The sequence below is a fragment of the Maricaulis sp. D1M11 genome (genome assembly GCF_047308265.1).
GTDB lineage: Bacteria > Pseudomonadota > Alphaproteobacteria > Caulobacterales > Maricaulaceae > Maricaulis.
On sequence record NZ_JBKQWY010000007.1, the window covers coordinates 138,461 to 152,585 of the forward strand.

At 60.5% G+C, this 14,125-nt stretch carries 16 protein-coding genes; 11 read left to right on the forward strand and 5 right to left on the reverse strand.

The features are described 5' to 3' along the window. Positions 1–67: 67 nt before the first annotated feature. Together RMQ97_RS11615 and RMQ97_RS11620 are read right to left on the reverse strand one after the other, a co-directional pair. On the reverse strand, positions 68–574 hold the full coding sequence (locus RMQ97_RS11615; RefSeq protein WP_413661046.1) for a SixA phosphatase family protein: 507 nt from the start codon (positions 572–574) through the stop codon (positions 68–70). Positions 575–669: 95 nt separating this feature from the next. Continuing rightward, positions 670–1,269: a TetR/AcrR family transcriptional regulator gene (locus RMQ97_RS11620; RefSeq protein ID WP_413661047.1), complete on the reverse strand. Its 600-nt coding sequence runs from the start codon at positions 1,267–1,269 to the stop codon at positions 670–672. Positions 1,270–1,384: 115 nt separating this feature from the next. Here RMQ97_RS11620 and RMQ97_RS11625 point away from each other — a divergent pair, with 115 nt between their 5' ends. From RMQ97_RS11625 to RMQ97_RS11660, 8 genes are all read left to right on the forward strand, one after another. Then, entirely contained in the window at positions 1,385–2,017 is a 633-nt protein-coding gene (locus RMQ97_RS11625) for a YdhR family protein (RefSeq protein ID WP_413661048.1), read from the forward strand. A 34-nt stretch (positions 2,018–2,051) separates the two neighbouring features. Continuing rightward, entirely contained in the window at positions 2,052–2,537 is a 486-nt protein-coding gene (locus tag RMQ97_RS11630; RefSeq protein WP_413661049.1) for a hypothetical protein, read from the forward strand. Positions 2,538–2,637: 100 nt separating this feature from the next. Then, a complete protein-coding gene (gene gloA, locus RMQ97_RS11635; protein WP_413661050.1) occupies positions 2,638–3,051 on the forward strand; it encodes a lactoylglutathione lyase in 414 nt (137 codons plus the stop codon). Positions 3,052–3,175: 124 nt separating this feature from the next. Beyond that, on the forward strand, positions 3,176–4,759 hold the full coding sequence (locus tag RMQ97_RS11640; RefSeq protein ID WP_413661051.1) for a lysine--tRNA ligase: 1,584 nt from the start codon (positions 3,176–3,178) through the stop codon (positions 4,757–4,759). A 232-nt stretch (positions 4,760–4,991) separates the two neighbouring features. Then, a complete protein-coding gene (locus RMQ97_RS11645; RefSeq protein ID WP_413661052.1) occupies positions 4,992–7,148 on the forward strand; it encodes a TonB-dependent receptor plug domain-containing protein in 2,157 nt (718 codons plus the stop codon). Between the two features lie 152 nt (positions 7,149–7,300). Next, positions 7,301–7,759, forward strand: a complete 459-nt coding sequence (locus RMQ97_RS11650; RefSeq protein WP_413661053.1) for a hypothetical protein — start codon at positions 7,301–7,303, stop codon at positions 7,757–7,759. Positions 7,760–7,761: 2 nt separating this feature from the next. Next, complete coding sequence (locus tag RMQ97_RS11655) at positions 7,762–8,193, forward strand: hypothetical protein (protein WP_413661054.1); 432 nt, start codon at positions 7,762–7,764, stop codon at positions 8,191–8,193. Position 8,194: 1 nt separating this feature from the next. Beyond that, on the forward strand, positions 8,195–8,422 hold the full coding sequence (locus RMQ97_RS11660) for a helix-turn-helix transcriptional regulator (RefSeq protein WP_413661055.1): 228 nt from the start codon (positions 8,195–8,197) through the stop codon (positions 8,420–8,422). Here RMQ97_RS11660 and RMQ97_RS11665 read toward each other — a convergent pair. Further along, a complete protein-coding gene (locus tag RMQ97_RS11665) occupies positions 8,409–9,779 on the reverse strand; it encodes a cytochrome P450 (RefSeq protein WP_413661056.1) in 1,371 nt (456 codons plus the stop codon). The two genes, RMQ97_RS11660 and RMQ97_RS11665, sit on opposite strands and share 14 nt — an antisense overlap. A gap of 107 nt (positions 9,780–9,886) precedes the next feature. On the opposite strand from RMQ97_RS11665, the gene RMQ97_RS11670 reads away from it, so the two are divergent. Next, positions 9,887–10,660 (forward strand): hypothetical protein, encoded by a 774-nt coding sequence (locus RMQ97_RS11670; RefSeq protein ID WP_413661057.1) that lies wholly within the window; start codon positions 9,887–9,889, stop codon positions 10,658–10,660. On the opposite strand, the gene RMQ97_RS11675 is transcribed toward RMQ97_RS11670, so the two are convergent. Further along, a complete protein-coding gene (locus tag RMQ97_RS11675) occupies positions 10,661–11,284 on the reverse strand; it encodes a helix-turn-helix transcriptional regulator (protein ID WP_413661058.1) in 624 nt (207 codons plus the stop codon). 121 nt (positions 11,285–11,405) lie between these two features. On the opposite strand from RMQ97_RS11675, the gene RMQ97_RS11680 reads away from it, so the two are divergent. Together RMQ97_RS11680 and RMQ97_RS11685 are read left to right on the forward strand one after the other, a co-directional pair. After that, positions 11,406–11,759: a DUF952 domain-containing protein gene (locus RMQ97_RS11680; RefSeq protein ID WP_413661059.1), complete on the forward strand. Its 354-nt coding sequence runs from the start codon at positions 11,406–11,408 to the stop codon at positions 11,757–11,759. Then, positions 11,756–12,796, forward strand: a complete 1,041-nt coding sequence (locus RMQ97_RS11685) for a quinone-dependent dihydroorotate dehydrogenase (RefSeq protein WP_413661060.1) — start codon at positions 11,756–11,758, stop codon at positions 12,794–12,796. Before RMQ97_RS11680 ends, RMQ97_RS11685 begins: the two co-directional genes overlap by 4 nt. Here RMQ97_RS11685 and RMQ97_RS11690 read toward each other — a convergent pair. Then, positions 12,748–14,115 carry an MATE family efflux transporter gene (locus RMQ97_RS11690; protein ID WP_413661061.1) on the reverse strand — a complete coding sequence of 456 codons (1,368 nt, stop codon included), beginning with the start codon at positions 14,113–14,115 and terminating at the stop codon, positions 12,748–12,750. The two genes, RMQ97_RS11685 and RMQ97_RS11690, sit on opposite strands and share 49 nt — an antisense overlap. Between the last annotated feature and the right edge of the window lie 10 nt (positions 14,116–14,125).

Consider the following 14,125-nt stretch of genomic DNA (forward strand, 5'->3'; position numbering starts at 1 on the left):
CAGGTTCAAGGGGGCAGCACAGTCAAGGGTTGAGTATATCAGGGGTGCAGTCTGGGGTCGATTGGCTCTATTGAGGTTTCGGATTGAAAATCCCGACGAAGCGCGGCGTCTCGAATAGGGCTTCGATCGGCTGACCCTCGGCGGTTTCGAACACAGTCGCGGTTGCAGTGGGATAGCCCAGTGGCATGTGGTCCCGTGCACCGGCTTTCACAGCCAGCCCTTGGGCGAACCCACCAATACCGGGATTGTGGCCGATCATCATGACGGTGTCGGCGCGTGCCAGCGCGTCCTTGGCTGCACGCATCAACATGTCTGTTGAGGCGTGGTAGAGGGCCATCGGATCTTCCACCGGGACCTCTTCGAAGGCCGGCTTAATCTTGGTCCAGGTTTGCAAGGTGCGGCGAGACGGTGAGACCAGGGCCAGGTCGATCCTGTCTACCATTGCGGCGATGGTCTCTCCGCACAGGCTGGCGTCCGACCGACCGCGTTCTGTCAGACCGCGTTCGAAATCATCCTCGGCCTCCAGACGGTCGACAGCCTTGGCATGACGGATCAGGATGAGTGTTTTCGACATCGCGGTCCCCCGTTTGATCCTGTCGGATCCTTTCCCTTTGCAACCCTTACGACAGAACCGGCATTGGGTGAAGGTGAGGGAGCGCTATCAGTGCGTTAGAGTGTGACATCACGTGTTGGACCGGCTGCCGCCAGCGCTGCGGCATGCGCTGCACGCGCAATACGCGAGGCTGTCGCCTCGTCGGGAACGGCGCGGGCCATGGTCAGGCCGCCGATCAGCGTGCTCAACAATGCCCATCCGCGAGCCACCCGGTCATCTCCGCCTTGCTGCTCGTCCAGTCCCTCGGCAATGCGTTCGGCGATGCGGTTCATCTGCGTGCCGTAGTGGTCACGGGTCTTGTCCTGCGCCCGGACGACATCGGGCGACAGGCCGGTCATGGCGCAGCCACATGCGATATCCTCACGGTGCTCGCGCCCCAGATAATAGTCGGCAAACGCCTTCACCCATTCAAGGCCATTGTCACGCTGGAAAATAGGGAGGCGGTCCAGCACGTCCTGCAATCCGTCCTCGACGGCGGCATCGAAAGCTCCGGCCTTGGAGCCGAAATGGGCATAAAACGCCCCGGAGGTCGCCTCTGCGGTCTTCGCGATGGCATCCACACCAACGCCCCCAAATCCATGGGTCTTGAAGGCTTGTCCGGCTGCTGCGCGAATGCGGACGCGGGTCCGCTCCTTTTGTTCCTGTTTTTTGGTCATGACTCAGATTTCTTCAGATAACGAACGTTACGCGCCTTGATATATAGCGATCGCTATCCATATAGCCATGCGATCGACAAATAGCGATCGTTATATGAATTGAGAGGATGCCAATATGGCGGATCAAGCCTTTGTCTACACGGAGCTCCAGATCTCCGTTCCCTTCGAGGACGCGCCCTGGAAGGAGATCAACAAGACGCTGCTCGAACAGCCCGGTTTTGTGAACAAGACCTGGTTGGCGGGTACGACCAACAAATCCCTGGGGGGACTGTATACGTTCGCCACCATCGAAGACGCCCAGGGCTTCGTGACGGGATATTTCCCCTCGGAAGCCGCAAAATTTGGTGTGGCACAAACGACCCGGATTTTTGACCGACTGGCCACGGAAGAGGCGAGCCGGGACATGAATTCGGTTCACTGGGATGGTCGGCTCGCGCAAAAACCCGGAGCTTTCGTCTACACGGAAGTGCAATTGCACGTGCCGTTCGATGAGGCGCCCTGGCGTGAGATGAACCCGGTTCTGAAACAGCAGCCCGGCCTGTTGGCCAAAACCTGGCTGTCCGGTCTGCACACCAAAACCCCGGGCGGTCTGTATGCCTTCGATACGATCGACAATGCCCGCGCCTTTGCCACCGGATACTTCCCGACCGAGGCCCGCGGCCTGAACGCGGCTTTCTACACGCGGGTGTTTGACGCCGCTGTGGTTGAGACGGCCTCACGTGAGCTGCGTTCGCCCTTCTTTGCCTAACCCCCGACATGTCATCCACGACAGGAATGTTATCATGCTGACTATCACAAAAACCCTGACCCATGGCGTCGTTGCGCTGGGGGCGGCCTTGGCACTGGCTACGCCGGCTCTGGCCGATGAATGTATTGAACTCGGCGGTGTTGCTGTCGCCAATTTCTTCTTCGAGGGCGAGGACCAGCCCCTGGTCATTTCCGGCGGTCTGATGGGCTCTTTTCACAATGCGGCGGGACGGATCCTGGCTCAGCGTGAGACCGAAACCGGACTGGAACTGGATATCGAACACTATTTCGGCCGCGCCGATGGCAGTGCTCTGTACACCCAGGACCAGGCGGTGCTGACGTCCGTACCAGGCAAGGCCGGGCGCTATATGATCGAGATCACCTATGACGTCCAGGAGGAGGTCTCCCGCGGCAGTCTGGCGGGATATGACGGCCAGTTCCGAAGCTATGGACTGGTGGATATGCGTGATCCCGCGAACTTCCAGGGTCTTGTTCGCTACAGCGGTGAGATCTGCCGCTAGTCGCACCCCCATCTCCTGATGAGACTTGCCGGGCCGGTAGAGCCGGTCCGGCGCTTTTTCCTGACCGGGACTGGTCCTTTTTGACGAACAGGAGGGCACAATGCCCATAACCTTGCCGCGCCTCGCTCACACCATGATCCGTGTCAGCGATCTCCAGGCGTCCATCGACTTTTACGCCCTGCATCTGGGCATGAGTATCCAGCGACGCGAAGAATACCCCGAGGGACGTTTCTCCCTCGTTTTTCTCGGATACGGGGATGAGGATCATCACCCGTTGATCGAGCTCACTCACAACTGGGATCCGCATCCCATCGATCCGGGCCAGGCCTGGGGCCATATCGCCATCTGGGTGAGCGATCTGTATGAAATGGTCGAACGATTGCGCCGGGCAAACATCATGATTTATCGCGAGCCGGGACCGATGTCAGTGAAGCCGAGAAGTGGACGTCGCGAGGAGATCGCCTTTCTGCGAGACCCCGATGGGTATGCGATCGAACTCATCCAGGCAGAATAGCGGCATTCACGGGGCGCGATACGCTTCGACAGCGGGCATGCGCGCGTCGCGCATGCTTGACCCGTGGCCATATTCTCACTAGGTGGCGGAGCTTCCCGTTACTTGAACAGAAAGACCCGATCCCATGTCCATCGATCTTGCCCAAAACGCAAAAGCCTGGCCGTTTGAACAAGCGCGCCTGCTGAAGAAGCGTCTGGACAAGCTTGGACGAAAATCGGGGCCCGTGGTGTTCGAGACGGGCTATGGCCCGTCCGGCTTGCCACATATGGGGACGTTTGGTGAAGTCGTGCGGACCTCGATGGTCCGCCGAGCCTTTGAAGAGCTGACTGGCGGAGCCTATGAGACGCAATTGATCTGCGTGTCCGATGATATGGATGGCATGCGCAAGGTTCCCGATAACTTGCCCCAGCAGGAGATGCTGTCCGGTTATCTGCAGCAACCCCTGACTAAGGTACCGGATCCGTACGGCACCCATGACAGTTTTGGCGCCCATATGAATGCGCGCCTTCAGGCTTTCCTGGACAGTTTCGGCTTTAGCTATGACTTCAAGTCAGCAACGGAACTGTATTCATCCGGTGCGTTTGACGCGATGCTGCTCAAGGCCGCGGAAAAATACGATGATATCATGAAGGTGATGCTTCCGACGCTCGGCGAGGAGCGCCAGGCGACCTATTCGCCTTTCCTGCCGATCCACCCCAAGACCGGGCATGTTCTGTATGTACCCATGAAACAGGTGGATGCGGTCGCAGGCACCGTCACCTTTGACGATGAAACAGGCGAGACCTTCACCGTGCCGGTCACAGGTGGCCATGTGAAGCTGCAATGGAAGCCGGATTTCGGCATGCGCTGGGCGGCCCTGGGCGTTGATTTCGAAATGTTCGGCAAGGACCACCAGGCCAATGCTCCGGTCTATTCGCGGATCTGCCGGATCCTCGGCTGGGAGCCACCGACGCAGTTTGTCTATGAACTCTTCCTGGACGAAAAGGGCGAAAAGATCTCCAAGTCGAAAGGCAATGGCCTGTCGGTTGAGGAGTGGTTGACCTATGCTCCCCAGGAAAGCCTGAGCTATTACAACTTCGTGAAGCCGCGCCAGGCGAAGAAACTCTATTTCGACGTCATCCCGAAAGCTGTGGACGAATACCTCCAGCATCTGGGCGCTTATGGCGGTCAGGAACCCAAACAACAGCTGGAAAATCCGTCTTGGCATATCCATGCAGGTCAACCGCCCGCCGGTGGGTCCCCGATCTCCTTTGCCTTGATGCTCAACCTGGCTTCAGCCGCAAGCGCCCACAATACGGACGTAATGTGGGGGTTCATCGGTCGTTATGTCGAGGGTGCGTCGCCGCAAACCCATCCGGTGCTCGACCAGCTGGCGGGCTTCGCCGTCCAGTATTTCAAGGATTTTGTCGAACCGACCAAATCCTTCCGGGCGCCCAGCGATCAGGAACGGGCAGCGATGGAAGATCTTGTGGCCCGCCTGAAGGCGCTCGATCCGAACGAGCGGGACGCCGAAGTGATCCAGACCGAGGTCTTCTCGGCCGGCAAATCGCAGGAGTTCGACAATCTGCGCGACTGGTTCAAGGCGCTTTACGAAGTCCTGCTCGGGCAGTCCCAGGGGCCGCGTTTTGGATCATTCGCGGCGATTTACGGCGTGCCTGAAACCATCGCGCTGGTGGAAAAAGGTCTCTCCGGAGATTTGCTCCCCTAGATCCAGCTTGCGGGGCTGAGCTGTGGCTCAGCTCTGTTGCAGTGCGATCGAGTGGCGAGTTTACGTTGCGACCTGTTTCAGCCTTCCTTAAGACTTCTGGTCGAGAGGGACAGGCCAAATCCGCGTTCGTTCGGTGTGCTGCGTTTTGACCGGGGGCATTGTCCCCGAACGCGGTTGAACCATGTCTACCGACATGCGGGTCTGAACACAGAGTGCGGGGCGTAGGACAATCGTGAAATTTGGTTTTGGCAGCATGGTCGGCCTTGCGCTGGCGTTCAGTCTGTACGCAGTCACCGCACATGCCCAAACGGTCGACGAGCCGGGCGTGGAAGTCTATCTACCGTCCGCTTTCGACGAGTTTTTGCCGCAAAACGCCAATGATCTAGTGCGTCGCCTCCCCGGCTTCCAGGTTGATGAGGGAGATAATGTGCGTGGACTCTCCGGCGCCCAGGGCAATGTCCTGATCAATGGCCGTCGCCCGCCCCCGCGTTCGGGATCGCTGGATGCGCGCCTCAGTTCCGTACGGGTTGAAGATGTTGAGCGCCTTGAACTGATCGAAGCCGGCGCGCGCGATATTGATATGCAGGGTTATCCGGTCCTGCTCAATCTGGTGCTTCGCAGCGGGACGTCCCGGCGGTTCAACGGGCGGATGGAGGTCGAGCCGCGAGACAATGGCGGCGATGAAACCCAGCTCGCGCTGGGCGGGTCTGTGTCCGGCTCCCGCTTTGAAGCCGAGGGGAATATCGAGCTTTATGATGAAGCCCTGATCTCGGAACAGGATGTTCGTTCGGCAACAGCAGGAACGCCGGTTGCGCGCGTGACACCGGATCGAGATACCAGCCTGTCGCGTCGTGAGGGGCAGGGCTCAGTGCGTGTCCCGCTGGGGGAGGGGCGTCGTCTGACCCTGTCGACAGCCTATGACAGTCAGGAAAACTCCGCCCGTCCGACCCGGGAGGCTGTGACCTCCGGTGCGGCGCTACAGGAAACCAGTGCTTTTGAGGAAAACGAGACGAGTTTCGGTGTTGAATACACCTCGCCCCTGGCGGATCGTTTTGAGCTCCAGGCCATTCTGACGCGCACGGATGGTGAAGAAGAAGGCGCCTCGACCCTGGTCCAGAACGGTGTGTTCAGCGAGTCGACCTCCGGCGAGGAGACGAGTGAAACCGCGACTCGCGCGACGATACGCTGGCGCATGTCTGACCGCTGGGCCGTGGAAGCCGGAGGGACCTGGGCGTTGAACACGCTGGATGGCACATCCAGCGCGACAATTGACGGCTTGGTCCAGGACATTGATGGCTCTGCCGTCTCGGTGGAGGAAACCCGCATCGCGGCTCTGGCCGTGGCCAGTTGGACACCCCGCCCGGATCTGTCGGTCAATTTTGGCGGGCGTGTCGAACAATTCTCGCTGAGCAGTTCCAATGCGGGCGGTGATCTGACGCTGACGGATTTTGTCCCGCGTGCCGATCTGACCTGGACCCTCGACACGGGCTGGGTGGCGCGTGTCTCGGCTGAGCGCGAGGTAGGGCAGCTCAATCTCGACCTCTTTCTCGCCGAGACCAATCTTGACAACGCCCTCAATACGGCCGGTGCGGCGACCCTGGAGCCTGTTCGGGAGTGGACCTATCGGGGCGAGTTGGAACGACGCTTTGGCGATCGGGGTCTGGTCCGCCTTGTGGCTCAGCGGGTGGAAGTCGATAATCCGATTTCACGTATTCTGACCCCGGACGGGGACGTTACACCCGCTAATATCGGGCCGGAGACCTATGACAGCCTGGAGGGCGTGTTCGAGTTTGACTTCGCCCGGATCGGTCTGCCGGACCTGTTCGTGGAGGGGATAGCGGTTCTGCGGGATTCAGGCCGCATCGATCCGCAACAGGGCTTTCAGCGCAATACATCCGGACATCAGGACTATTCCTGGGAGTTGAACCTGCGCCAGGAGTTTGCCGAGGGGAAGTATGTGCTCGGTGCGGTCCTGGAGCGAGATGCGCCGTCGACCCATTACTGGCTGACCCAGATCCGGCGTGAAGACCGGGAGCTGGAAATCCGGCTAAACGGCGAATGGCGTCATTCTGCGCGCTGGCGGACGGGATTTTGGTGGAGATTACCCATGTCCGTCGAGGACGAGCGAGAGATCTATGACGGGGTGCGAACGCCGGACACGGGCCCTGTGATCTTCAATCGCATCAAGCGCGAACACGGGCATTTCCTCTCTGTGTGGAGCGAATACGAGATCCAGGACGAGGTGCACCTGCGCCTGAATGTCAGGTCTGGCCGCGGGCGTGAAGGGTATACAGCTGTCGAGGACCTTGGCGGCGGCCTGCTCGACGAGGCCCGGGTCGATATCGACAATGTTCCTAGTTTCAATATTCGCCTGCGCTGGAATCTCTGACCACTTGTGAAACTGCCAGACCCTCCGAGCGGTGCAAACCTCTCCGATCGTGGACGTGACTATTTTCGAGTCAAAAAATATTGACATCAGGTCGGGTCGTTCTTACATCTGCTGTGTCAAAGAAATTAGACATGAAGATTGGAGCGTTTGACATGAGTTTTCTGGAACGGATGAATCTGGCCCAGATCCCCGCAGGCCTGGCCGTGATGATCTGGTATGGTCTGCAGATCATTCCGCAATTCGATACCCGGGCTGTGGAAGACATTGCCTTTGGCCGGTCCATGATTGTCGCCGTGGTAGCCGGTATCGTGCTCTCTGTTGTTCTGTCGATCACGATCAGCGTTCTGACGGCCATCTGGGTCGGGCGCACTGAAGGGTATGACCGCGTCGACGAGACGATGAGCCAGGAAGATGAACGCGACCGGCAGGTGTCCCGTCTGGGCGAAGCGCGCGGTGGTCAGTTGCTGGCTCTGTTCACGGTGATCGCCCTGGGAGCCATCTTGCTGGAGCATGATCGTTTCTGGGTCGCGCATATCCTGTTTGTCGGTCTGTGGCTGAGCTCGCTGTACGAGGCCATCGTCAAGCAGATTGCCTGGCGCCGGGGAGTGTGATCATGGCGATTATGGAAAGACTGAACCTGGCCGCCCTGATCGCGGGCGGCCTCTCCCTCGCGCTGTATGTGTTCCTGATCGTCCGGCAAGGCCCTGTCGGGTCAGGGGTGGAGATCGTATGGGTCGGGGCCATGATCACCAGCTTCATCGTCTTTTTGCTGGTTCTGATCGGTCTGGTGTCCCTTGCGGTGATCAAGGACCGCAAACACATCATGGAGATCGATCGCCTGGATGATGAGCGGGATCGGGATATCGAACGTCGGGGCGATGCCTGGAGTGGTCATGTCATGCAGGTATTTGCCGTGGTCGCGATTATCGGCCTGATGCTGGGATGGGCCCCGGTCTGGATCGCAAGCAGCCTGTATGTCGGTGTGATCGTATCGGGTGGTTTTGGCATCGTCCTTCGGCTGATCCACTATCGGACAGGAGTGTGACATGGCGAAACAGACAGCTATCACCAACGAGATCCGTACCCTGCGCTTTCATGCGCGTGAAATGACCCAGGCCGAACTGGCGCGGCGGGTGGGCGTGACCCGCCAGACCATTATCGCTATCGAACAGGGCAAGTATTCGCCGTCGCTGGAAGTGGCGTTCAAGATTGCCCGTGTATTTGCGGTGCCGCTGGAAGCCGTGTTCCAGTACCCCGAAATCAGCGTCGAGTAAGCGTGAGTGGAACCTCGATGTCCGGCTGCAGCGTGACACGCTGCACCGGAACAGGATGGCGATCCCCGGCAAAGTCAAACCGGACACGGCGGAGCAGACAGGCCAGAACAATCACCATCTCCATCATGGCGAACCGGGCCCCGATGCACACGCGTGGCCCGATACCAAAGGGTAGGTAGGCGAACCGTCCAATAGATTGGGCTTCTTCTCCCAGAAACCGATCCGGAATAAACGCGTCGGGCTCACGCCACATCTCTCTTTGGCGATGCAAAAGCCAGGTCGAGACAAGAACATCAGACCGCGGTGGCAGGGGGATGCCCGCCATCATCTGACCCTCGATCGAAGTGCGGGCCAGGATGGGGGCAGGCGGGTAAAGCCTCATACTCTCCTTGAGCACGGCTTCGGTGAACGGCAGGATCTCGCTCCAGTCCTGCGGCGCTGTCGCGTCAAGCGGGGCCGTGTCGATCTCACTCTCCAGACGCTCGCGAACGTCCTCGGCCTGGGAGAGAAGATAGAGGGTCCAGGTGAGCGAGCGGGCCGTGGTTTCATGACCGGCCGCCAGGAAGGTTAGAAGATTGTCGATCACGGCATCATCTTCGAGCCCGGCACCCAGCAGCAGGTCTAGAAAGTCCGGCAAGCGCCCCTCGGCTTCGGGACCTGGGCGCGCGCGGCGCGATGTGGCCAACTCGCCGACCTGGCGACGGATATCCGCGACCACCCGACGAGACTTGCCCTGGCCGATGCGCGGTACAAATGCGGGCATCCCCAGAAGATCAAACAGGTGCGGAATGCCGCTGATCAGCAAGAGCTGGTGGATATTGTCCGTGAACCGGGCGGTGTCGAGCGCATCATCACCGGAGAAGAGCGTGTCCATCAGGATGTTCAGGGTCAGATCGACCATATCCTGACTGGCCGGTACGACCTCCCCGATGCGGTTTGCGTATGAGTCGGCTGCCGCCTCGGCAATAGTGTGAATTTGTGGAGCAAAGGCATTGACCTTGCGCGGTGTGAAAACGGGGGCGACCGCATGGCGCACCGTCTTCCAGATCTCACCCTCGGCTGTCAGCAAGCCGTCCCGCAGGATGGGGCGCAGCACCGCTTGGCGCAGGGGATTGAGCTCGAAATTATCGGCATGACTGACATGAACATGGCGAATGCAGTCGGGATCATTGGTGATAACGCTGGAGCGCCCCAGAAACTGAAACGGTGCCACACGCAGGTGGAAATGACGCTCACCCCAGATTTCGAGCGGATTATTCCGCATGGCCCTGAAATAGACGCGGTAGTCCGACAGCGTCATGCGACCGATCTCGCTGTACTGGGCCATCGGGGGCATGGGCGGTGTGAAGGCGGTCATGAAGGCTCCTCTCCCGTCTGGTCTAGCGGAATTTCAATCCTCATATAAGGCGAAGTTTGGTCGCAGCCTGCCTTTGTCCTGCCGCGGGTCCGCGCTAGGTTGGCCCTATGCGATCCACACTCACCTTGCTCGGTTTGACGATCCTTGCCCTGCTCTGGGCGGCACCTGCCGAAGCCGATCCAATGGATCAGGCGCGCCAGGCCTATCAGGCTGGCGATTGGCAGGAGGCGGCGCGGCTTGCAGGCGAGGCAGGCGGGGCGGAGGGGTATGCCTGGGCTGCCGGATCGTTGGTCGCCCAGCTGATGCTTGAGGCCGATTACCCCGACCGTGAAACCCTTGCAGAACAGGCTGTGGAACATGGTGAGATGGCATTGCGCCTCGATCCTGATTCCATTGAGGCCCGTTGGCGGCTGGCCGGGGCGTTGGGGTTTCAGGGTCGGTATATGAGCGGTTGGCGTGCCTATCTGCGCGGTGTGCCGCAACGCGGTCGAGACCTGCTCCAGGACACGTTAAATGCCGAGCCGGACAATGCCTGGGCCTGGGGCATGTGGGGCGCCTGGAACCTGGAAGTGGCTCGTCGCGGTGGTCGGCGGGGCATGCGCGCGCTCGATGCCTCGATCGAGGAAGGTCTGGCCGCCTATGAGACCGCGATCGCGCTCGATCCTGACAATCCATCGCCTCACTATTTCAAAGCGGTCGGTTTGATTGCGATCGACACAGATTATGCGGCGGATGCCCGGAGCGCGTTGGATGCAGCTCTGGCACTGCAGCCGCGTGATGCATTTGAGGCCGGCATACTGGACGAGGCGCGTCGCTTGTCCGCTCTGATGGATAGGCCGCGCCAGGCCCAGCGCTGGGCCAATCAACGCATGCAGATCTGACTACTGGCTGGCCCAGATGATGCGGGCGATCCAGCGTAGGTCGAGCAGCCGGATCTGGCGCCGGGCCTGATTGGGATTGAGCGGCAAGAGCTCCAGGGACTGAACCGATTTCAGCCCCATCTCCCCGATGAGCAAGTCCTGGTTTTCCAGCTCGATCACTACTCTGTCCTCCGTTCGCGGCGGACTGTCCAGATCCATCACCAATCGTGTGCCGGGTTTGTAGACCGGGAGGCAGTCCTGCGTGTCGATCTGGAGGGCCCAGGCAGGACGTGACCCGAAATCGGGCGTATCGATCTCAAGCCATTGCCCCTGGCGTGGCAAGCCTGACCGGTCAAAGGTCCGGGTTCGGGGCTCCGACAGGCGGGCGAGCGGCATGGCAGGGCGAGCGGGGCGGTCGGAGGCCAGTCGGGCGAAATCGTCGAATGTGACATGGGCCGCGCTCAACGCCTTCGCCAGACTTTCCGTGGAAGGCCAGCGCAGCTTTTGGCCGTCCGGCGAGATCCGTTTGGACGGGTTGAAGGTGGTCGGATCAAGACCGGCCCGGCGCGCGAGACCGGACGGGCTGGTTTCTGCCTGCGCAGCCAACCGGTCAATGCCCTGCCAGATCTGTGCATGGGTCAACATGGGGCTGTGTTATAGGCAGGTTCGCAGTATGGGACAATTTTCCTGTTATGCCTTTTCCCGTCAGGCGGGCTGACCTGCATTGCTTGCCCTGTCGCGCGCAGCAGTTTACCCAGCGTGGATTATGAGCCAGACCATTGCCTACCGCTTGTCCACGCCCGATCGCTGGGCCGAGATCATGCTCTCCGGAGTGTTTGCCGGCGAACCCCATGACGTGGCGGATGGGTTTATCCATCTCTCTGCCGCAGACCAGGTCGAGGGAACTCTGATCAAACACTATAATGATCACCCCCGGCTGATATTGGCCGCGATTGATCTGGATGAGCTGGGCGATACGGTGAAATGGGAAAAAAGCCGCGGCGGAGCTCTCTTTCCGCATGTGTATGGCGAGATTCCCATGAGTGCCGTGCGCGGTGTGCGCCACCTTTTGCGCAATGAAGACGGTGACTGGGTTTTGCCGGCGGAGCTGGATCGATGATCAACGGGTTTTACGGGCTGGCCACGCGCGCCCTGCATGTTCTTGATGGTGAGACCGCTCATGGCGTCTCTCTCGCCGCGCTTAAGGCGGGTCTCGGTCCAAGACAGACCACACCCGATCACGCCTGTCTGGCGACCTCGGTTGCAGGCTTGTCCGTCTCCAATCCGCTAGGGCTGGCCGCTGGCTATGACAAGAATGGCGAGGTGGCCGATGCCATGCTGGCGACCGGTTTCGGCTTTGTGGAGTGCGGTGCGGTCACACCGCGTCCGCAGGCCGGGAATCCCAAGCCGCGGGTCTTCCGACTGAGTGCGGATCGTGCCGTGATCAACCGTATGGGTTTCAACAATGACGGCCTGGACGTCTTCACACAGCGCATGCAGGCCCGCTCGGATCGCGGCGGAGTTGTGGGTGTGAATCTGGGGGCAAACAAGGACAGCGAGGATCGTCCGGGCGATTATGTGAAATCGCTCAAGGCCCTCGACGGGCTATGCCAGTTCTTCACGGTCAATATTTCTTCGCCCAACACCCCGGGTCTGCGTGATCTGCAATCGGCCGATGCCCTGGATGAGTTGTTGGCCCGGGTGGCCGACGCCCGTGGCCAGGCCCCCGTCTTCCTCAAGCTGGCGCCGGATATTTCAGACAGTTCGATCCTGGATATGGTCGAAGCGGTGCGTCGTCACGGTCTTGATGGCCTTATTCTGTCGAATACGACGCTCGCCCGTCCCGACAGCCTGTGTTCATCCCATGCGGGTGAGGCGGGTGGACTGTCCGGGCGGCCGCTCTTTCAGCGCTCGACACAACTCCTCAAGGCGTTTCGCGAGGCCGCCGGACCTGACATGCCCATTATCGGTGTGGGGGGTGTTGAAGACGCCGAGACAGCCTGGGCCAAGATCCGTGCAGGGGCAAACCTGGTCCAGCTCTATTCGGCTCTGGTGTACAAGGGGCCGGGCCTGGTTGGCGAGATCAAGCGTGGCCTGGTCGACCGGCTTCAGGCAGAGGGTTTCTCGTCCGTCTCCGAGGCGGTCGGCACGCTCTGAAGTCGACGTTCCAGGCCGGGATACGCCACCGCCAGTGCACCCGCACGGGCGATATAGTACAGAACGAAGGCTGCCCAGACGCCCTGATTGCCCCACTGCGGGGCGAGGACGGCATCCAGCGCCAGATAGATGGCCAGGCTTGCAAAACCGGCATTGCGCAGGACCTTGCCCGAGGTGGTGCCGATAAAGACGCCGTCGAGGAGCCAGGCCGGCACGCCGAGCAAGGGGACGATGGCGCACCAGGGCAGATAGCGGATGGCCGCCGTGCGCGCCTCCTCGTTTGCAATGAGGACAGTCAGCACTTCGTCTCCCCACATCGCGGTCAACACGGCGAACACGGTCCCTGCCACGATCATGGGCTCGGCCGTCAAGCGGATGGCACGGCGCAGGGCCGAGCGGGATGCGCGTCCGAAGGCACGGCCGGCTTCGCTCTCGGCTACAAAGGCGAAGGCGTCCAGCACAAAAGCCCAGAGCGATATGATCTGCAGGAGCACGTGATTGCCGGCCAGGACGGCATCTCCCTGGCGCGCGCCCGCATTGGCGAACCAGGAAAACCCGATCACCATGCTCCAGGTGCGAAGCATCAGATTGATGTTGACCTGGAACAGTTCCAGCAGGGCTGCAGGATCTCTTAGACGGGCCATTGAGAGCGTATCCGTCTCCAGTCCGCCACGTTGCTGGATGGTGCGCCACGCCAGGAGCAGGGCCAGGGCCAGGGCCAGCCAGTCAGCGATAGACGTCGCATAACCCACACCGGCGGGGCCCATCTCCAGCATCAGGACAAATACGAGGTCGAGCCCGATATTCACGGCGCTGAACAGCACGTAGATCATCGTGGTCTGGAGATTGCGATTGAGGCCAATCAGCCAGCCCGACAGGGCAAACCCGGCCAGCGCGGCGGGGGCGCCCCAGGCGCGCGCAAGGAAGTATTCCCGGCCCATGGCCTCCGCATCAGGGCCGCCTTGCAGGATCATGAAACCGCCCGTGGCGATCAGCGGGCTGAAAACGAGCACCAGCAGGCCGAGCAGAGTGCCAATTAAAAGGGCGCGCACCAGAATGCGAATAAGGGAATTGTGACGCTGCGCCCCGTCTGCCTGAGCGGTCAGACCCGTTGTACCCATGCGCAGGAAATAGAAGCTCCAATAGAACACGCTGAACACCGTGCCCCCGAGCGCGACCCCACCCAGTTCACTGGCATTGCCGGATAGGCCCAGAACAAACGTGTCTACGGCTGCGGCGAGTGGGATCGCGGCATTCGCAAACACCAGGGGCCAGGCGCGCAAATGAACATCTGTTCGGGAGAGGGAGGCAGGTTCCATCCCCTGCGCC